This is a genomic window from uncultured Sphingobacterium sp., from assembly GCF_964277905.1.
Classification (GTDB): Bacteria; Bacteroidota; Bacteroidia; order Sphingobacteriales; family Sphingobacteriaceae; genus Sphingobacterium; species Sphingobacterium siyangense.
Window position 1 is genome coordinate 217,707 of sequence record NZ_CAXYKD010000048.1, and the last position, 19,192, is coordinate 236,898.

The window sequence follows — 19,192 nt, forward strand, 5'->3', positions numbered from 1 at the left end:
AAACTCTCGAAATTGTTTTTTTTATTTTATTTTTTGTGAATAGATTTGGCAATTATTAATCAGGCACGAAATTAATATTTTTTTCTTTTAATCAAAGCGTATAATGAACGTTGAACAGGTTGACATTTTGATCATCGGGGCGGGACCTTCCGGTTCGGTTGCTGCTGGGTATTTACAAAAACAGGGGGCAAGGGTAAAGGTTGTCGAAAAAAGCCAGTTTCCGAGAATCGTGGTAGGAGAGAGTCTGATACCGCGCGTGATGGATCATTTTGATGAAGCTGGGCTGTTTGATGCGTTGGATGCACAAGGTTTCGAAAAGAAATTTGGAGCGCGGTTTATACGCGGGAAAGAAGTCTGTATTTTCGATTTTTCAGATAAATTTTCCGAAGGTTGGGATTGGACCTGGCAGATACCGAGAGCTGATTTTGATCAGGAAATGGCGAATGAGCTTATGCGTAAAGGGGTAGATCTTTCCTTCGGTACAGAAGTAACTGACGTACAATTTGATGGTGCAAAATCGATCACTACGGTATGCGATAGCCAAGGTGTTGAAACAAAAATAGAGGCAAACTTTCTGATTGATTGTTCGGGTTATGGTCGAGTTTTGCCTCGCATGCTAAATTTGGACGAACCCTCACGTTTAAGCCCTCATTCGGCGATATTCAGCCATGTCAATGACGTTAATCGACCGCTAGGGCAAGAAGGTAGTCTGATTTCTTTTGATATATTGGAAACGCAGGTTTGGTTGTGGGTAATTCCATTTTCCAATGGCAATACTTCTGTTGGGATTGTGGGGCCAACTTCGTTCATCGAAAGTCTGGGCGAAGATACGACTACAGCGCTAAATAAGGCTATTCAACTGTCCGATTACTATGTTAAGCGGTTTGGTGATGTCCCTTTTGTTTTTGAACCCCGTAAATTGAGTAATTATTCTACTGCGGTGAGCAAAATGTATGGGCCAGGGTATGCCTTAACCGGTAATAGTTCCGAATTCCTGGATCCTGTTTTTTCTTCCGGTGTGTGTTTCGCTACAGAATCTGGTATTTTGGCGGCGAAGTTAGCTTTAAGGCAGATCGAGGGTGAAACAGTGGATTGGCAGTCAGAATTTGAAGACTATATGAAAGATGGGATTGCAGTTTTTACAACATATATACAGGAATGGTATACAGGCAATCTGCAGGAGTTATTTTATCATCAACCCGAAAACCCGGAGGTGAAACGTAGCATTTGTGCAATATTAGCGGGATACGTGTGGGATAAAAACAATCCATTCGTTTTGAAACACGATCGTGTGGTGAAAAATTTGGCGCATCTTATTCGAATGTCCAAGCAGGAGAAATCGATATAGTTAAGATCTGGGGTGATATTGCGTAATAATGGAATGAAGGTAGTCCCTATCGATGTGTGTGTATATTTCGGTCGTGGTAATACTTTCATGACCGAGCATATCTTGTACAGCTCTTAAGTCGGCACCGCCTTCCACCAGGTGTGATGCAAAGCTATGTCTAAAGGTATGTGGGCTGATGGTTTTTTGTAACCCGATTTTTGAGGCAAGTTCCTTAATGATCAAGAAGATCATAACCCGCGATAATGCGGCGCCTCTTCTGTTGAGGAATACAATATCTTCATTTCCGGCCTTAATCTTGATATGAGGTCTAACCGTTTCTAAGTAGATGCGAAGGTGTTTAATGGCGTGTTGGCCAATTGGAATTAGGCGTTCTTTGCTTCCCTTGCCCTCAACTTTGATAAATTCTACATCTAAAAAAAGGTTTGATATTTTGAGGGTGACAAGTTCGGAAACACGGAGACCACATCCGTATAAGATTTCGATGATCGTTTTATTACGTTCACCTTCGGGTGAAGAAAGATCGATTGCCGAGATTAATTGGTCGATCTCCTGAATGCTCAAAACGCTGGGCAGCTTGCGTGCCAAGCGTGGCGCCTGAAGGAGATCGGTCGGATTGTTGACGAATTCATGCTCGATCATCAAAAAGCTAAAGAATGTCTTAAGGCCAGATATTAACCTGGATTGTGTGAAGGGCGAAATATTAAATTCCTGCAACCAAGCCAAAAACTCCTGTATATTCTTTCTCGTTACGGTATTTAAAACCAAATGATTGTCTTCACAGTAGATCTGAAATTTGGATACATCATTTAAGTAAGCATCAATTGAATTAATGCTCAAGCCTCTTTCGAACTTTAAGAATTGTTCGAATTCCTTTTTTATATCACTCCAGTTTTCAAAATCCATTTGCAACAAAATTACAATTAACTGTTGTTCTTTTCGAAAGTTATTCTGTATTTTTAGGTGGAATTTTTACAGATTATAAGTAACACAAAGAGACGTTCCCTAATGGAGGGACCCGATTCCTCCTTGGATAATGAAAAAAGTATTGATCTGTATTTTACTATTTATCGGGACAATTGATCTCCAGTTCCGTTTACCCTAATATAAAACAATTAGCAAAAATAACTGACTAAAAAAAAGACATTTTTTTGTATGAAATTCATTAAACCACTTGCATTAGCTTTTCTGTTACCTGCTACATTCTATATAGCAGAAGCAAAAAAGCCAACTACGTTAACCGCGGAAGCACGGGCGATTCTATCCCAAGATAGTTTGGCCCTGAATCAAAAATTACCCTTCGACAACGAAGTCATCACGGGGAAGCTGAAAAATGGATTTACATACTTCATTCGTAAAAATAGCGAGCCTAAGGGGCGTGTCACCATGTATTTGGGCATGAAGGCCGGCTCTATTCTGGAAAATGAAAAACAGCTTGGTTTAGCACATTTTTTAGAGCATATGAACTTCAATGGCCTGAAGCATTTTCCAAAGAATGAATTGGTTAACTACTTGCAAAAGGCAGGAGTTCGATTTGGCTCGGATCTGAATGCCTATACGAGCTTTGATCAGACAGTTTATCAGCTACCAATTCCTTCTGACGATCCTGAACTTTTAAAAAATGGTTTGCAGGTGATGCGCGACTGGGCTCAGGATGCTTTGTTGGATGGCGAAGAAATTGATAAAGAGCGGGGCGTTATCCTCGAAGAAAAACGTGGTGGAAGAGGAGTGCAGCAGCGTTTACAGGATCAATACTTTCCGATGTTGCTCAATGGATCCCTTTACTCCAAACGTTTGCCTATCGGAACTGAACAGATCCTGAAAACATTTCCTTATACAGAAATACGCAAATTCCACCAGGACTGGTATCGCCCAGATTTACAGGCTCTAATCATTGTTGGGGATATTGATCCTAAGGAAATGGAAGAAAGGGTGAAAGTTTTGTTTTCCGATATGAAAATGCCCAAAAAAGCATTGGAGCGTAAAAAATATCGTGTTGATTTGTTAAACAAGAACCAGTTCTTGGCAATTTCAGATCCGGAACTGCCTTATACCGTCGCGCAGATTTTGATTAAAAGTGAAAAAGAAAAAGTTTCCACTGTAGGAGATTATAGAAACGAGCTGTTGAAGAGTGTTTTCAATCAGATGATCGCAGGTCGTTTTTCTGAATTGATGCAGCAACCGAATCCTCCTTTTATGCAGGCAGGTGGAAGTATCAGCGATTTTGTTGCTAACCTCAATACTTTTTCATTGCTGGTGGTCCCAAAACCGGGCGAGTTGGAATCCGGATTTAAGGCGATGCTAACAGAATTTGAGCGTATTCAAAAATACGGTTTTACACAGACGGAGTTGGATCGTGCCATCGCAGATATGAAAAAAGGTAACGAGATGTCTTTTATCGAGCGTGATAAAAAGAAATCGGATAGTTACGTCAATCGTTATCTAAATTATTTTATTGATGATGAACCCGCTTTAAGTAATGAAAACGCTTATCGTTTGACTAAACAGCTGTTACCAACGTTGAAGCTGTCAGAAGTAAATGGCTTGGTGAAAAAATATTATACCGATCTGAACCGCGATGTTTTGGTTATGGGGCCAGAGAAGGATAAGGCCAACCTACCGGCTGAGTCTACCGTAATGAGCTGGGTAAAAGCAGTTGAAGAGACTCCTGTGACAGCTTATGAAGATAAAGTTTCCAATCTTCCCTTGCTTTCAAAAGAACCGGTGAAAGGCGCTGTTGTATCGTCAAGAAATATTGACGCTGTTCAAGCGAAGGAATTGACCTTAAGCAATGGTGTTAAAGTGATCTTAAAGCCTACGGACTTTAAAAATGATGAGATACAGATTATGGCGTATAGTCCAGGTGGAACATCTGGCTATAACGATGCAGATTACTTTTCGGCCTCTAATGCATCCTCTTTAATTGATGCAAGCGGCGTTGGACAAATGAACAACGTTGAGCTTACGAAGTATCTTTCGGGAAAAGATGTTTCCATCTCTCCGTACATTTCTGAACGCTACGAAGGTATCTCAGGTAGCACAGATAAAGAAGGATTGAAGAATGCTTTTGAATTGATTTATGGTTATTTTACCGAACCTCGCTTGGACGAGGATATTTTCCAGAGTACCATGACCCGGGCAAAAGGATCTTTGGAAAATAGATTGAGCAATCCAAATAATGTATTCTCGGATAAAGTGAAAGAAGTGCTTTATGGCAACAATGTCCGTCGGCAAAACCCAACGGTAGAAACGATCAATAAAATTGATCGGGAGCGTGCTTTGGCAATCTACAAAGAACGATTTGCGGATGCTTCGGATTTTGTGTTTACAATTGTGGGGTCATTTGACGAAAATCAGATCAAGCCTTATTTAGAAACCTATCTTGCCTCATTGCCGGCCCTTAAAAGAGGGGAGAGCTATAAGGATTTAAATATTCTGGAGCCGAGCAAGGGAGAGCGCGTGGTTGTTCATAAGGGAAAAGAAGAAAAGGCAAGTACGCAATTGGCCTACTATGGGGACTATACCTATAATGAAACTGAAAATGTTAATATGGAAGCCTTGGAGAGTGTTTTGACGATCAAATTGCTTGAAAGACTCCGTGAAAAAGAAGGTGGTGTTTATGGAGTGGGCGCTCGGGCAAGTTTTAGTAAGCTGCCAAAAGCGCGCTATGCTTTCTCCATTGGTTTTGGTTCCGCAGTAGATAAGGCTGATGCTTTAATCGCTTCGGCATTGGATGAGGTAAAAAAGATTCAGGAACAGGGCCCCGAAAATGGAGATATTGAGAAGTTCCTAGCAGAACAACAGCGACAAAATGAGTTAAATCTTCGTGAAAATGGCTATTGGCTGAATTACATATCAAGTTCATATCAGAATGATCTTGATCTTACGCGATATACACGAAGAATAGACAATTTGAAGAAGGTAACTTCAAAGTCAGTGCAGGACGTTGCCGGGAAATATTTGAAAAGAGATCGACTTTTTGAATTTATCTTGATGCCGGATTCTAAATAACAGGAGTCTTGGAAAATAAAAAAAAGGGTTGCCTGCTCAGTAGGCAACCCTTTTTTTATTGGACAAGAAATTATGGACAAAAAAATCCCAACCATTTCTGATTGGGATTGCCAAAATGTCTAATAAGTATCTCTTGTTAACCCAAATAGGATTTTAAGATTTTGCTTCTTGAAGTGTGTCTCAAACGCTGAAGAGCTTTATCTTTGATCTGACGAACACGTTCACGTGTCAAATTGAATTTCTCTCCGATTTCCTCTAACGACAATTGGTGATTGGAACCTAAGCCAAAGAAAAGTACGATAATTTCACGTTCTCTTTCTGTCAATGTTGCCAATGATCGTTTGATTTCTTCTGATAGAGATTCATCAATCAAAGAACTGTCTGTGTCTGGATCATGGTTCTCCAAAACGTCCAAAAGTGTGTTTTCTTCACCTTGAACAAAGGGAGCGTCCATAGATACGTGACGGCCAGAGTTGCTTAGGGTATCCGAAACCTTGTCTACTGTGGTTTCAAGGATATCCGCCAATTCTTCTGGAGATGGTTCCCGTTCGTATTCTTGTTCTAGTTTTGAGAAAGCCTTACTGATTTTGCTCAATGAACCGACTTGGTTCAATGGCAGACGTACGATACGCGATTGTTCAGCAATTGCTTGAAGAATAGATTGGCGAATCCACCAAACGGCATAAGAAATGAATTTAAACCCCTTTGTCTCGTCAAAACGTTTAGCTGCTTTAATTAAGCCCAGGTTACCTTCATTGATTAAATCACCTAAGGTTAAACCTTGATTTTGATATTGTTTTGCTACTGATACTACGAAACGAAGGTTGGTTTTAGTCAATTTTTCCAAGGCAACTTGATCGCCTTCGCGGATACGCTGTGCTAATTCTACTTCTTCTTCTGCTGTAATTAAGTCTACTTTACCAATTTCGTGTAAGTATTTGTCCAAAGACTGTGACTCACGATTGGTGATAGATTGTGTAATTTTGAGCTGTCTCATTAATTTTTATTAATTCTCCTCTCTAAGAAATGTTTGCGAAAATACGAAAAATTTTTGAATTATTAATGGAAAATTGATTATCTAGCCACTCATATTTAATGAGTTAGGTTTTTTTGAGTTTCAATTTTTAATCATCAAAAACTATTCCATTTTAATATTTTTTTTCTTCTTATCTGTTGCTGTAATATTCAACTGTTTGATATTTAAAGTGCTAAAGGGTTTAAATTTTTTTTCTTATTCTAGACAATTTAACTCGACGGTAGCTGATTTATTATGCAATATGCATTCCTCAAATTTATTTTAAAATGATAATTTTATGATAAAACAAAAAGATGGATCTTTTGTTTTATTAGTGACATTAAATAAATTTAAAAGAATAAAAATTATATTATGCCAATCTTAATTCACTTGGATAAAATAATGAAAGAGAAAAAAATGTCGCTTAACCAATTGAGTGACAATGTCGGAATTACCCTTTCCAATCTTTCAATCATCAAGAATCAAAAGGCGAAGGCATTGCGATTAGATACCCTTGAAGCGATATGCAAAGCGCTAGACTGTCAGCCTGGTGATCTGCTGCAATATTATGATGGTGGTGATGAAAAAGGCTAAAATCGATAACCTTTTAAAAAATCGAGTACATTCATTCTTTTCTTCCCTTCGAGTTGAAGGTCAGAAATGACAATATAGCCGTCTTGCGCCGCAATTTTTAAGAAACTTTTCTTGTCAGTTTCTATGGTTCCCGGTATTGTAGCTGTATTGACAAGTTCTTTTTCTGTGCTATAGATTTTTAGGACCTTATCATTTAAGAGGGTAAATGCCGCTGGATAGGGGCTTAAACCGCGAATGAAGTTATACACTTGTGCAGTGGGCTGATCCCAGTTTATTTTACAGTCTTCTTTGAAAATTTTTGGCGCATGTTTGAGCGGATCCGTTGTGAGAAGGACGTCTTGAGGTTTGGGCTGTAAGGCTCCAGCCTTTAATTGCTGAATGGTTTGCAGGAGAGTTTCTGCTCCGGCAACCATGAGGTTATCGTGAAGATCACCGGCGTTGTCTGTTTCTTTGATGGCAACTTTTTTCGACAATAAGATGTTTCCCGTGTCGATTTCGTGCTGCAGTAAAAATGTCGTTACGCCCGATTCTTTCTCTCCATTGATGATTGCATGATTTATCGGTGCTGCCCCCCGGTATTGTGGAAGGAGTGAGGCGTGGACATTGATTGTTCCAAATTTAGGCATATTCCAGACGATCTCAGGAAGCATGCGGAATGCTACCACAACCTGTAGGTCCGCCTGAAAACTTTTCAGTTCATCTAAAAATGCCTCATCACGGAGTTTCACTGGTTGAAGAACTGGGATATTATGTTGCGTAGCAAATATTTTCACAGCAGATTCATGTATTTTTTGTCCACGTCCTGCAGGTTTGTCCGGTACCGTAACCACAGCGACAACTTGTTCGCCAGACTGAATCAGTGCTTCAAGTGAAGCTACAGCAAAATCGGGAGTACCCATGAAAATAATACGCATAATACTTGTAATTTTTATAAAACTCTTTAAACCAGTACAGGGGCCTCCTTGTTGAATAGCCTACTGAAAAACGCCTAATTATTTGTCATTTCAGTTTTGTAAATAACAAATTTTTATAACTTTGCGAAGTTACATAAATATATTGAAAGCTTGAATTTTCCTTATTTTTTAGCAAATCGGATCGCATTTTCTGGAAAAAGAACGTTCTCAAAATTGATCGTTCGGGTGACTATTGGTGCAATTGCTCTTGCTATTGCAGCGATTATCATATCTATTGCGGTATTGCGTGGATTTAAGGGAGAGATTATCAGCAAGCAACGGAGTTTTTTTGCCGATGTATTGGTTTTACGTTACGACCTGAATAAGTCTTACGAGAATTCACCCATAACACTTACACCGGAGGTCCGCAAGTCCATATTAGCGATTCCCCAAGTCAACTCAATTAGTTCCTTTGCGACTAAAGCCGGCATCATTAATGTCAACGATGAAGTTGAAGGAGTGGTTCTCAAAGGTATCGATTCCTTGTATAATCAGCAGCCCTTTCAGCGTATGCTGGTGGAAGGGAGCATGATAAACTTTAAATCGGATAATGCGGATAATCAGATTTTGGTGTCCAAGTATCTCGCAGATCGACTGCTCCTAAAAGTCGGTGACGATTTTATTATGTATTTCGTGCAGGATCCTATACGTAAACGTAAATTTGTCATTAAGGGCATTTTTAATACAGGCTCCGAAGAATTAGATAAGGTCTATGTGATCGGGTCTCTCAATGTCATTCGTAAACTGAGCAACCTCGATGATCATGAAGTAGGGGGCTATGAGATTCGGATTAAAGATTTTAGTCAGCTCGAACAGACAACGAACAAGGTTGAAGATCTGTTGCCTATCGATATGCAGGCAATCAATATCAAGGATCAGGTCCCTGATATTTTTCAGTGGCTGGAATTGCTTGACATGAACACCAAAATCATTTTCATACTGATGACGGTCGTTGCTATTATCAATATGATCTCCGCCTTGCTGATCACCATTCTTGAGCGGACTTCAATGATCGGTATCTTAAAGGCATTGGGGTACCACAATGCCGGAATTCGCCGCGTCTTCATGTACAGTGCCTTGTACCTCATCGGTCTGGGATTATTAATCGGTAATCTTATTGGCTTAGGTTTTTACTTTTTTCAGGATTTTACCCATTTCTTTAAATTGGATGAGAAGACCTACTATATCTCCTATGTGGCCGTTCAACTTCAATGGTCTGATGTGATTTTGGTCAATTTGGCTGTCGTGTTTATCGGAATGATCTCATTATTTATTCCGTCAATGCTAATTACCAAGATTAGTCCGATCAAAGCCATTTCTTTTAAGTAACACTACTTTTAGGCTTCGCTTTCTTGAAAAAATCGTATTTTTAGTGCTGTTAACTATTTTTCGAGCTGTATAGAAAAATAAGTATATACATATTACGGCTAGTATACAAGCACTTATGAATAAAACTTTTGAGCATATTTCCCACGCTTTCGAAGCGCCTTTACAAAATCCTGTACTTATATTTTCGCTGGTACTTTTTATTATCCTGTTATCACCGATCGTACTGCGACCGATTAAGGTTCCGGGTATTATTGGATTGATTATATCTGGTGTTATTATTGGACCACATGGACTCAACTGGTTGGAAAAAAACTCGGCTATCACACTGTTTTCAACAATAGGCCTGCTCTATATCATGTTTATTGCCGGTTTGGAGTTGGATATGAATGAGTTTAAAAAGACCAAGAATAAGAGTTTACTTTTTGGCTTTTTAACATTTATTGTTCCGATCAGTATTGGCTATCCTGTTTGTCATTTTTTACTGGGCTACGGTGTTTTACCGAGTTTGTTGATATCAAGCATGTTTGCTACCCATACGCTGGTTTCTTATCCCATCGTAAATAGCTATGGTATTTCTAAAATGGAGGCTGTTGCGATCACGATAGGTGGAACAATCCTGACGGATACGGCCGTGCTGATTATTCTTGCGGTGATTACTGGCGTTTCTCAGGGAAATATTGGCAATGAATTTTGGATTACCCTGACGATTTCCTTTGCTATTTTCCTGTTTATCATGTTTGGTGTTATTCCAAGGATTGCAAAATGGTTTTTTGAACGCTTGGGGAGTGAGAAGACATCTAATTATATCTTCGTGCTCTCTGTCGTGTTTTTTGCTGCATTTTTAGCGGAAATTGCCGGCCTTGAGCCTATTATTGGGGCTTTCGTTGCCGGTCTGGCTCTCAACAAACTGATACCACACTCTTCCGCTTTGATGAACCGAATTGAGTTTATCGGCAATGCGATTTTTATTCCTTTCTTCTTGATATCTGTGGGGATGATTGTCGATGTCAGCGTGATTTTGAAGGGGCCGCAGGCACTTATTATTGCTGGAACACTGACCGTTGTGGCTATCGTCGGTAAATATGTGGCCGCATGGTTGACGCAGCTCGTTTTTAAATATAGCCGTGGTCAGCGCAATCTGATATTTGGTTTAAGTAGTGCTCATGCTGCTGCAACACTAGCTGTAATCATGGTTGGACATAAGAACGGTATTATCGATGAGAATGTGCTTAATGGTACGATTCTGTTGATTTTGGTTACCTGTATTGTCGCTACAGTGGTTACAGGGAATGCCTCGCGTAAAGTGGTTATGGATGGTGAACAGGACGAAGAACATACAGATGTGGTGAAGGAAAAAGATGAAAACATCTTGATATCTATCGCTAACATGGATAATATGGAGCCTATTTTGGATTTTTCAACCTATATTAAAAGTAAGAAATGTTCCTATCCAGTCAATATCGTGTCCGTTGTGAAGGATAATGAGCAGGCTCAATTAAACATGTCCAAAGCACGGAAGAACCTGGATAACATGGTCAGATATGCTTCGGGTAGTGAAACCAATGTTAATATCAGTGCTACAATAGATTTAAACATTGCTAGCGGGGTTGCACGGTCGGCAAAAGAAGTTTCTGCCAATTGTATTGTTTTGGGCTGGCCGAGTGCGGCCAATTTTATGGATAAGTTTGTTGGAGAAAAAACGGAAAGTATCTTAAACAGAACCTCGGCTAATGTGATGTTATGTCATTTTAAAAAACCTTTTATTTCTAATAAATCCATTGTCGTTTTTGCACCACCCATGTGCGAGGCAGAATTTGGGTTCGAGTATTGGCTGGAGAAGGTTGTTAAACTGGCACAGGAGCTATCTGTTCCAGTAACATTTGTTGTCGATGAACGCTCTGCTGCTGCCATTAAAGAACATCTTGTTGAGCTGAAAAATTCTGTTCCTGTTACCTTTGAACATTACGATGCCTGGGACAATTTGCAGGGCCTTAAAGCGTTTAAGGAAGAAGATGCGATGTTTATTTTTGTTTCGGCCAGAAATGGAGAAGTTTCCTATCGTGATTCTCTGGATGGGGTAGCAAAGAAATTAGATCGTATTTATGCAAACGAAAATCTTGTTTTAGTGTTTCCTAGTAGAGTGGAAAATGCACACATCGACGAGTATGAAGATGTCGAAGCAGCTCCAATCTTTAGAAAAATTAGCAAAGAGATCGGAAATATGTTTAATAAGGGATAGTAATTGTCCGTTAAAATTGAAGGTTATGTCAAATAAGATTACAATGTCAAGTGAAGGAACTTTACAGGTTCCAGATTTTCCAACAATTCCTTTTATTATCGGCGACGGTATTGGTCCCGATCTTTGGCATGCGGCAGTGCGTGTTTTTGATCAAGCGGTGGAGAAAGCGTATGATGGAAAACGGAAAATAACATGGAAGGAGGTGCTGGCAGGTGAAAAAGCTTTTAACGAAACAGGCGAATGGCTACCAAAAGATACCCTAAATGTACTAAAAGAATACCTCGTTGGAATTAAAGGGCCACTAACCACGCCAGTAGGTGGCGGAATCCGTTCTTTGAATGTTGCTTTGCGTAAGGATTTGGATCTCTATGTATGTCAAAGGCCGACAAAATGGTTTGTGGGCGTACCTTCGCCAGTCAAACATCCGGAATATGTGGATATGGTGATTTTTCGTGAAAATACGGAGGATATTTATGCTGGAATAGAGTTTCAGGCGGGAACAGCTGAAGCCAACAGGTTCCAGGATTTCTTGCATGACGAGCTTAATATTGATTATAATTTCTCGGCCACGACAGGAGTTGGTGTCAAGCTGGTTTCTGAGGAAGGGTCGAAAAGACTGGTCCGTGCGGCAATAGAGCATGCTATTCATCACAATTTACCTTCAGTGACGATTGTTCACAAAGGAAATATCATGAAATTTACGGAGGGGGCTTTTAAGATTTGGGGGTATGAGGTTGCTGAAACGGAATTTGCCGACAAAACGTATACCTGGGGACAATGGGAGCGAACGAAAGCAGAAAAAGGTGCGGAGGTTGCTAATCAGGAACAAAAAGCCGCCTTGGATTCAGGTAAAATTTTGATTAAAGATATTATTGCCGACAATTTTTTACAGCAGATCTTACTTAATCCACGGGATTTTTCTGTTGTGGCAACTTTAAATCTGAACGGTGATTATATTTCTGATGCGCTGGCCGCAATGGTTGGCGGTATAGGGATCGCACCGGGAGCTAATATCAATTTTAAAACAGGGCATGCTGTTTTTGAAGCTACTCACGGTACAGCACCTCGTTTTGCAAATACCAATACCATGAATCCTTCGTCGGTTATTTTAAGCGGTGTTATGCTACTCGAATACCTTGGATGGACAGAAGCAGCGGCGGCAATTGTTAAGGCCTTGGGCGAAACCATAATTGCCAAGACCGTGACCGTAGATTTTTACAATTTAATGGATGATGCTACATTAGTCAAAACAAGTGAATTTGCCGATCGAATTATCGAAAAAATATAAGAATTTTATTTTCTGAGATATTAAGCAGAAATTTGAATAAAATTTCTGCTTTTTTATGGATTACAATCAGCTTCCTCCTTTTATAAGGGAATCGAATATTTTTACGGAAAACGAGAAAATTAAGTTGGCTCAGATCGAACGTTTACCCACTCCACATGAGGTAGATGATATAACTAGTCTCCCTGAAATTTACGAATTGTTAAATGCCTTTATTGGCGATCAATCCGCCCGTAATACCCATCTTCAACTCAAGGCTAAGGAGTATTTGCAAGATAATCAGGTAGATATGGCTTGGAAAGTGCTGCTTATTTGATGTTTTTTGCATTGAACTAGGTGTTTATTGTGCGATCTTTTTATTGAAATCATTTAGAATTTTATAAATTTTCAATAAAAAAACAGATTAGTTGAAAAATATATAATTTTATTTTACCTTTGGTTTTTAAACAACGGATTGCTTAGCTAGGGTTAAAGAATAGCAATCAAACAAACTATAACATCAATGAAACATAATTTTGGAGCAGGTCCATGTATTCTGCCAAAGGAAGTATTTCAACAAGCCTCAGAAGCTGTAATTGATTTTAACAACACCGGTTTATCAATTTTAGAGATCTCTCACCGTTCCAAAGAGTTTGAAGCAGTGATAGACGAAGCCACACAACTAGTACGCGAGTTATTGGCAGTACCTCAGGGATATTCGATTCTTTTCCTTCAAGGAGGGGCTAGTTTGCAATTTGCAATGGCGCCGTTGAATCTTTTACCTGAAGGAGGTAAAGCTGCTTATTTGGATACTGGTGTCTGGGCTACAAAAGCATTAAAAGAAGCTAAAAAATTCGGTACAGTAGATGTTGTAGCTTCGTCGATTGATAAAAATTATTCCTACATCCCTAAGGGATATGCCATCCCAACAGATGCTGCATATTTTCATTATACAGCTAACAATACCATTTACGGTACTGAGGTTTTTGATAAACCTGAAACGGCATTGCCAGTGGTTGTTGATATGTCTTCTGATATTTTCTCACGTGAGATCAATGTTGCTGACTATGATTTGATCTATGCTGGTGCTCAAAAAAATATGGGCCCTGCAGGTGTTACACTTGTGATTGTTAAAGATGACATCTTAGGTAAATCAGGACGTGTTCTTCCGTCGATGTTGGATTATCAATTGCATATCAATGGTGGTTCAATGTACAATACTCCACCGGTATATTCGATCTTTGTTTCGATGTTAAACCTTCGTTGGTTAAAAGCAAAGGGCGGTGTTTCTGTATTGGAGCAAGAGAATATCATCAAAGCTCGTGCTTTATACGATGAAATCGACCGTAACCCATTGTTCAAAGGTACTGCAGCTGTTGAAGATCGTTCACGCATGAATGTTACTTTTGTAATGGATACACCAGAGTTGGAAGCTGAATTTTTGGCTTTGGCAAAAGAGCGTAATTTGATCGGAATCAAAGGTCACCGTTCTGTAGGTGGATTTAGAGCTTCGATTTACAATGCTTTACCATTAAGTAGCGTAAATGCGTTGATTGATGCAATGAAAGAATTTGAGGACACGCATACGGCATAAGGCAGTGTGCATGTTGCTGAAATTTAGCAGTTGACAAACAGATAATTAGTTAGATTAAGAATTATAGAGGTCGTATCGTATTCACCTGGTTGGATCTTCCGATGAGTTGAACGGCACTGATACCTTTAAAAACGAATTATAAAGATGAAAATATTAGCGAATGACGGTATCGATCCACTAGGAAAGAAAATGTTGGAAGATGCAGGTCATAGTGTAGATACAACTCATATTCCGCAAGAAGAGCTTCCAGAAAAGCTCCTTGCTTATGATGCAATCACGGTACGTAGTGCAACTAAAGTACGTCAGGCCCTGATTGATGGCTGCCCTAACTTGAAAGTTATCGGCCGTGGTGGAGTAGGCATGGATAATATTGATGTAGACTACGCCCGTTCAAAAGGGATTGCTGTTGTCAATACCCCTGCAGCATCTTCTTTATCAGTTGCTGAGCTGGTTTTTGCTCACCTATTGAATGGTGTACGTTTCTTATACGATTCTAATAGAAAAATGCCTGTAGAGGGTAATACAAAATTTGGCGCCCTTAAAAAAGCTTATGGAGCTGGTACTGAGCTTCGTGGTAAGACGATCGGTATCGTTGGATTTGGTCGTATCGGTCGCGAAGTTGCCAAAATCGCCATTGGTCTGGGAATGGATGTGGTTTACACGGATTTGTTCGAAGGACCAAAAACATTGACCATAACACTTTCAGGTGGTATCCAAGTTGAGGTACCTATTCAACAAGTGGAGATGGACAACTTATTTAAAGTTTCAGATTTTATCTCTTTACACGTTCCATTTTTGGATAAACCAGCTATCGGAGCTGCAGAGTTCCCATTATTGAAAGATGGTGTTGGCTTAGTTAATGCCTCGAGAGGCGGCGTTATTGATGAATTGGAATTAGTGAAAGCATTGGATTCGGGTAAAGTTGCATTCGCCGGTTTAGATGTATTCGATAATGAACCTACTCCACGCGAAGAGATCTTAAAACATCCAAAAATTTCGTTGACGCCACATATTGGGGCGGCGACCAATGAAGCTCAAGAAAGAATCGGCGAAGAATTGGCCGGTCTACTGATCGAAAACTTGAAGAAGTAATTCTTCCGCATAACATATAAGATATGCGGCACAAAACTTTCATGATTTTGTGCCGCATTTTTTTTAATATAAATTCATGAATTGCCTATATTGGCACACAGAAATTTAATAATTGTAACTTCAGTATGAAAGTTTTAAAATTTGGTGGTACTTCCGTGGGAAGTGCAGCACGTATCAAAGGGTTGTTGGATATTGTAAACCCTGCTGAACGTCAGATCGTCGTATTGTCCGCAGTTGCTGGAACGACAAATGCTTTGGTTGAAATAGGTCAAGCTTACACAGCAGGTAAGAAGGACGAAGCTAAAGATTTGGTCAAGAAGCATAAGGATAAGTACGAAGACCTTATTAAAGAACTTTTCAGCACTGAACAAGGTTATAAAAATGGTAAAGAATTGATCGATTACCATTTTAATCTGATTTCTACCTTAGCCAATGAATTATTTACACCTATTGAAGAAAAAGTTATTCTGGCGCAAGGTGAATTGATGTCTACTGCTTTATGGCATTTCTATTTGAACGAAATCGGTATAAAATCCGTGTTGTTACCAGCACTGGATTTTATGAAAATTGATGAGGATAATGAGCCTATGGTGGAATACATTGGCGAAAAACTAAGTCATATTTTGGCACAGAGCCCAGAAAATACGTTATTTATCACACAAGGTTTTATTTGCCGAAATTCATTTGGTGAAATCGATAATTTGCGCCGTGGTGGTTCAGATTATACGGCTTCATTGATCGGCGCAGCAATCCGTGCGGAGGAAGTTCAGATCTGGACGGACATCGATGGGATGCACAATAATGATCCTCGTGTTGTCAAAGGAACAACACCGATTGCACATCTAAGCTTTGATGAAGCTGCGGAGCTGGCTTATTTTGGTGCTAAAATTTTACATCCACAATCGGTATTCCCAGCGCAAAAATATAACGTTCCAGTTCGGTTGTTGAACACGATGGAGCCCAATGCGAAAGGGACATTGATCAGTAAGGACGGTGCTCAGAAAGGTTGTATTCGCGCCATTGCCGCGAAAGACGGTATCACGGCAATCCACATCCATTCATCCCGTATGCTACTTGCCTATGGTTTCCTACGTCGTGTTTTTGAAATATTCGAACGTTATAAAACACCAATCGATATGATCACAACTTCGGAAGTGGCGGTATCGTTGACCATTGATGATACAACCAATTTGGCTGATATTATCAAAGAAGTGGAGGATTTTGGTTCTGTAACAGTAGATGGTGATCAGACCATTGTATGCGTTGTAGGCGATTTCGGTTTGAATAGCCATGGTTATGCTGCTCGCGTACTTGACGCTGTAAAACACCTTCCAGTTCGTATGATTTCTTACGGTGGTTCAGACTTTAACGTGTCGATTCTATTGAATTCAGATCATAAAACAGAAGCATTACGTTCATTGCACAATCGTTTATTTTAAGAAGTAGGTTTTTATATGATAAATACAGGTATCGCGGCGAAGTTTGCAGAGAAAGAAACGCCGTTTTATTATTATGATCTGAATGTGTTAAACAAGACCCTGGAGGCTGCGCATGCTGCGTCCCACAAACGGGGATTTCATGTTCACTATGCATTAAAGGCCAATTTTAATGACGAGTTATTGAAGGCGATTCAAGAGATCGGCTTTGGTGCGGATTGTGTGAGTGGCAATGAGGTAAAGAAAGCCATTGAATGTGGCTTTGATTCCAAGAAAGTCACTTTTGCGGGAGTTGGTAAATCTGATAAGGAAATCAATTATGCGCTCGATCAAAATATTTTTGCTTTTAATGTGGAGTCCATTCAGGAGCTTGAGGTCATCAATGAGCTTGCCTCAAAGAAAGGTGTAAAAGCAAATGTGGCTTTACGGATCAACCCAAATGTGGATGCACACACCCATCATTATATTACAACAGGGCTTGATGAAAACAAATTTGGTGTGCCCAATGCCGATTTGGAAAAATGTGCAGCCGTGCTTAAAAAATGTGAATCTATTGAATTGGTTGGTCTTCATTTTCACGTAGGTTCACAGATTACGGATATGACCGTATTCAAAAGCCTGTGCGTGAAGGTCAATGAATGGAAAAACTGGTTTGAGGAACGCGGTACACAAATCCGTGTATTGAATGTCGGTGGCGGATTGGGGATTGATTATAAAAATCCTGATGGAAATACAATTCCTGATTTTGAAGCTTATTTTGATATTTTCGACCGCTTCCTGGAGCGTACAGCACAGCAAGAAGTGCACTTTGAATTGGGGCGGGCTTTGGTCGCACAATGCGGAAGCCTTGTAAGCCGCGTGTTGTATGTCAAAAATGGTGTCAAGAAAAATTTCTTGGTATTGGATGCTGGAATGACTGAATTAATGCGCCCGGCCTTGTATCAGGCCTATCATAAAATTGAAAATATCAGCGCGACAGACAGCGCCGAATCCATTAACTACGATGTGGTTGGGCCAATCTGTGAATCGTCCGACTGCTTTGGTAAGGAAGTACCACTTCCGGTTTCAAAACGTGGCGACTTAATTGCCATTCGTTCTGCAGGTGCTTATGGCGAAGTGATGGCGTCGCGTTATAATCTACGTGAGGAAATACGCTTTGTATATAGCAATCAGCTATAAGCTCCCGTTTTTAGAATATTTATTTAAAAGCCAGTCTGTTCTTCAGACTGGCTTTTTGGTTTTAAGAGTTTTGTCCTATGTGCAGAAACTTTTGTTTATCATTTTCTTGATCGTCTTTCGTATACTTGTTTATGCTTATGGCGATTGAATTTCCGGTTACGATCGATTTGTTTGGGAAAACATTTCTCTTACATCCTTTTATGGAAGGATTGGGGATGTTTATTGGTATGCGTTATTATCAGTTGCTCAAATGGAAGGATCAGGAAAGTTTAGGGCATACCAATTCTCTTCTTATTGTTATTGCTGCCGGTCTAGGGGCTTTAATTGGCTCACATGTCATCGGTTCTCTCGAACGCCCGGCTGAATTGCTCAATGCGACACATAAATGGGCTTACGTCTGGGTGAACAATACGATAATCGGTGGTTTGGCGGGAGGTTTGGTTGCCGTGGAAGGGATGAAAAAGATCATGGGTAAAAAAGAAAGTACCGGTGATCGGATGGTCTTTCCCTTGATTAGTGCAATTTCCATTGGTAGGGTAGGTTGTTTTTATACGGGTGTATTCGAGCAGACCTATGGTTTACCCACAACGTCTCCATTGGGGATGTATCTGGGGGATGCCTATAAACGGCATCCGGTAGCGCTGTATGAAATCGCATTTTTACTGCTGTTATTTGTGGGACTCCAACTTTTTAAACGGCGATACAATTATCGAAATGGCGTGTTGTTTCAGCTTTTTATGCTTAGTTATTTTAGTTTTCGTTTCCTGTTGGACTTTATTAAGCCACGGGCAATTATACTTTTGGGGCTAAGTACCATACAAATTACCTGCATCGTGGTGATAATTTATTATATTTATTTATTAAAAAATGAACGTTTAATCAAAAAATAGAAATTATGTATTTGCTTGAGGGGTCATTTGGATCGGAAAGTACCGCGATGTTGGGACTTTTTCTACTTACTATAGGTGCTATTGTGATTGGTATTGCACTTTTGGTTATTATTATCGGCTCGATTATTAAAGCTGGAAATAAAGAATCAAAATTCAATGTCAATCCCTGGCTTAAAGTATTGTTGGGCGGAATTGGAGCAATGTTGGCAGGGGGACTTGCCTGTGGACTTACCTTTATGAACTAGAGATCA

At 39.8% G+C, this 19,192-nt stretch carries 16 protein-coding genes; 13 read left to right on the top strand and 3 right to left on the bottom strand.

Annotation, left to right across the window (positions count from 1 at the left end; all coding sequences use genetic code 11):
• Positions 1-103 precede the first annotated feature (103 nt).
• Positions 104-1,348 carry an NAD(P)/FAD-dependent oxidoreductase gene (locus ACHWSC_RS22650; RefSeq protein ID WP_394678272.1) on the top strand — a complete coding sequence of 415 codons (1,245 nt, stop codon included), beginning with the start codon at positions 104-106 and terminating at the stop codon, positions 1,346-1,348.
• On the opposite strand, the gene xerD is transcribed toward ACHWSC_RS22650, so the two are convergent.
• Entirely contained in the window at positions 1,349-2,251 is a 903-nt protein-coding gene (xerD, locus tag ACHWSC_RS22655) for a site-specific tyrosine recombinase XerD (protein WP_145328523.1), read from the bottom strand. It abuts the gene before it with no gap.
• Positions 2,252-2,500: 249 nt separating this feature from the next.
• Between xerD and ACHWSC_RS22660 the strand changes: the two genes are divergently transcribed.
• The gene (locus ACHWSC_RS22660) at positions 2,501-5,356 is read left to right on the top strand and encodes a pitrilysin family protein (RefSeq protein WP_088161042.1); all 2,856 of its coding nucleotides are present in this window, start codon (positions 2,501-2,503) and stop codon (positions 5,354-5,356) included.
• Between the two features lie 136 nt (positions 5,357-5,492).
• Here the strand turns inward: ACHWSC_RS22660 and ACHWSC_RS22665 are convergent, their stop codons facing one another.
• Positions 5,493-6,353: an RNA polymerase sigma factor RpoD/SigA gene (locus tag ACHWSC_RS22665; protein ID WP_028068906.1), complete on the bottom strand. Its 861-nt coding sequence runs from the start codon at positions 6,351-6,353 to the stop codon at positions 5,493-5,495.
• Between the two features lie 390 nt (positions 6,354-6,743).
• Between ACHWSC_RS22665 and ACHWSC_RS22670 the strand changes: the two genes are divergently transcribed.
• Complete coding sequence (locus tag ACHWSC_RS22670) at positions 6,744-6,965, top strand: helix-turn-helix transcriptional regulator (RefSeq protein ID WP_046675813.1); 222 nt, start codon at positions 6,744-6,746, stop codon at positions 6,963-6,965.
• On the opposite strand, the gene fmt is transcribed toward ACHWSC_RS22670, so the two are convergent.
• Entirely contained in the window at positions 6,962-7,879 is a 918-nt protein-coding gene (gene fmt / locus ACHWSC_RS22675; RefSeq protein WP_394678273.1) for a methionyl-tRNA formyltransferase, read from the bottom strand. The two genes, ACHWSC_RS22670 and fmt, sit on opposite strands and share 4 nt — an antisense overlap.
• A gap of 150 nt (positions 7,880-8,029) precedes the next feature.
• Between fmt and ACHWSC_RS22680 the strand changes: the two genes are divergently transcribed.
• The 10 genes from ACHWSC_RS22680 to ACHWSC_RS22725 all read left to right on the top strand — a co-directional run bounded on the left by ACHWSC_RS22680 (position 8,030) and on the right by ACHWSC_RS22725 (position 19,186).
• Entirely contained in the window at positions 8,030-9,247 is a 1,218-nt protein-coding gene (locus ACHWSC_RS22680) for an ABC transporter permease (protein ID WP_394678274.1), read from the top strand.
• A gap of 115 nt (positions 9,248-9,362) precedes the next feature.
• A complete protein-coding gene (locus ACHWSC_RS22685; protein ID WP_153847450.1) occupies positions 9,363-11,486 on the top strand; it encodes a cation:proton antiporter in 2,124 nt (707 codons plus the stop codon).
• A 25-nt stretch (positions 11,487-11,511) separates the two neighbouring features.
• Positions 11,512-12,774 (top strand): NADP-dependent isocitrate dehydrogenase, encoded by a 1,263-nt coding sequence (icd, locus tag ACHWSC_RS22690; protein ID WP_120334703.1) that lies wholly within the window; start codon positions 11,512-11,514, stop codon positions 12,772-12,774.
• A gap of 55 nt (positions 12,775-12,829) precedes the next feature.
• Positions 12,830-13,087 carry a hypothetical protein gene (locus tag ACHWSC_RS22695; RefSeq protein WP_088161045.1) on the top strand — a complete coding sequence of 86 codons (258 nt, stop codon included), beginning with the start codon at positions 12,830-12,832 and terminating at the stop codon, positions 13,085-13,087.
• A gap of 186 nt (positions 13,088-13,273) precedes the next feature.
• Entirely contained in the window at positions 13,274-14,344 is a 1,071-nt protein-coding gene (serC, locus tag ACHWSC_RS22700) for a 3-phosphoserine/phosphohydroxythreonine transaminase (RefSeq protein WP_088161046.1), read from the top strand.
• A gap of 144 nt (positions 14,345-14,488) precedes the next feature.
• Positions 14,489-15,436 carry a D-2-hydroxyacid dehydrogenase gene (locus ACHWSC_RS22705; protein WP_075991985.1) on the top strand — a complete coding sequence of 316 codons (948 nt, stop codon included), beginning with the start codon at positions 14,489-14,491 and terminating at the stop codon, positions 15,434-15,436.
• 125 nt (positions 15,437-15,561) lie between these two features.
• Positions 15,562-16,875, top strand: a complete 1,314-nt coding sequence (locus tag ACHWSC_RS22710) for an aspartate kinase (RefSeq protein WP_088161047.1) — start codon at positions 15,562-15,564, stop codon at positions 16,873-16,875.
• Positions 16,876-16,890: 15 nt separating this feature from the next.
• Complete coding sequence (lysA, locus tag ACHWSC_RS22715; RefSeq protein WP_075991987.1) at positions 16,891-18,051, top strand: diaminopimelate decarboxylase; 1,161 nt, start codon at positions 16,891-16,893, stop codon at positions 18,049-18,051.
• Positions 18,052-18,188: 137 nt separating this feature from the next.
• On the top strand, positions 18,189-18,941 hold the full coding sequence (locus ACHWSC_RS22720) for a prolipoprotein diacylglyceryl transferase (protein ID WP_394678275.1): 753 nt from the start codon (positions 18,189-18,191) through the stop codon (positions 18,939-18,941).
• 5 nt (positions 18,942-18,946) lie between these two features.
• Positions 18,947-19,186 carry a hypothetical protein gene (locus ACHWSC_RS22725; protein WP_046675824.1) on the top strand — a complete coding sequence of 80 codons (240 nt, stop codon included), beginning with the start codon at positions 18,947-18,949 and terminating at the stop codon, positions 19,184-19,186.
• Positions 19,187-19,192 lie beyond the last annotated feature (6 nt).

Coding starts and splice junctions, on each gene's coding strand:
- ACHWSC_RS22650 (WP_394678272.1), top strand. CDS start 104: ATGAACGTTGAACAGGTTGACATTTTGATCATCGGGGCGGGACCTTCC.
- xerD (WP_145328523.1), bottom strand. CDS start 2,251: ATGGATTTTGAAAACTGGAGTGATATAAAAAAGGAATTCGAACAATTC.
- ACHWSC_RS22660 (WP_088161042.1), top strand. CDS start 2,501: ATGAAATTCATTAAACCACTTGCATTAGCTTTTCTGTTACCTGCTACA.
- ACHWSC_RS22665 (WP_028068906.1), bottom strand. CDS start 6,353: ATGAGACAGCTCAAAATTACACAATCTATCACCAATCGTGAGTCACAG.
- ACHWSC_RS22670 (WP_046675813.1), top strand. CDS start 6,744: ATGCCAATCTTAATTCACTTGGATAAAATAATGAAAGAGAAAAAAATG.
- fmt (WP_394678273.1), bottom strand. CDS start 7,879: ATGCGTATTATTTTCATGGGTACTCCCGATTTTGCTGTAGCTTCACTT.
- ACHWSC_RS22685 (WP_153847450.1), top strand. CDS start 9,363: ATGAATAAAACTTTTGAGCATATTTCCCACGCTTTCGAAGCGCCTTTA.
- icd (WP_120334703.1), top strand. CDS start 11,512: ATGTCAAATAAGATTACAATGTCAAGTGAAGGAACTTTACAGGTTCCA.
- ACHWSC_RS22695 (WP_088161045.1), top strand. CDS start 12,830: ATGGATTACAATCAGCTTCCTCCTTTTATAAGGGAATCGAATATTTTT.
- serC (WP_088161046.1), top strand. CDS start 13,274: ATGAAACATAATTTTGGAGCAGGTCCATGTATTCTGCCAAAGGAAGTA.
- ACHWSC_RS22705 (WP_075991985.1), top strand. CDS start 14,489: ATGAAAATATTAGCGAATGACGGTATCGATCCACTAGGAAAGAAAATG.
- ACHWSC_RS22710 (WP_088161047.1), top strand. CDS start 15,562: ATGAAAGTTTTAAAATTTGGTGGTACTTCCGTGGGAAGTGCAGCACGT.
- lysA (WP_075991987.1), top strand. CDS start 16,891: ATGATAAATACAGGTATCGCGGCGAAGTTTGCAGAGAAAGAAACGCCG.
- ACHWSC_RS22720 (WP_394678275.1), top strand. CDS start 18,189: ATGGCGATTGAATTTCCGGTTACGATCGATTTGTTTGGGAAAACATTT.
- ACHWSC_RS22725 (WP_046675824.1), top strand. CDS start 18,947: ATGTATTTGCTTGAGGGGTCATTTGGATCGGAAAGTACCGCGATGTTG.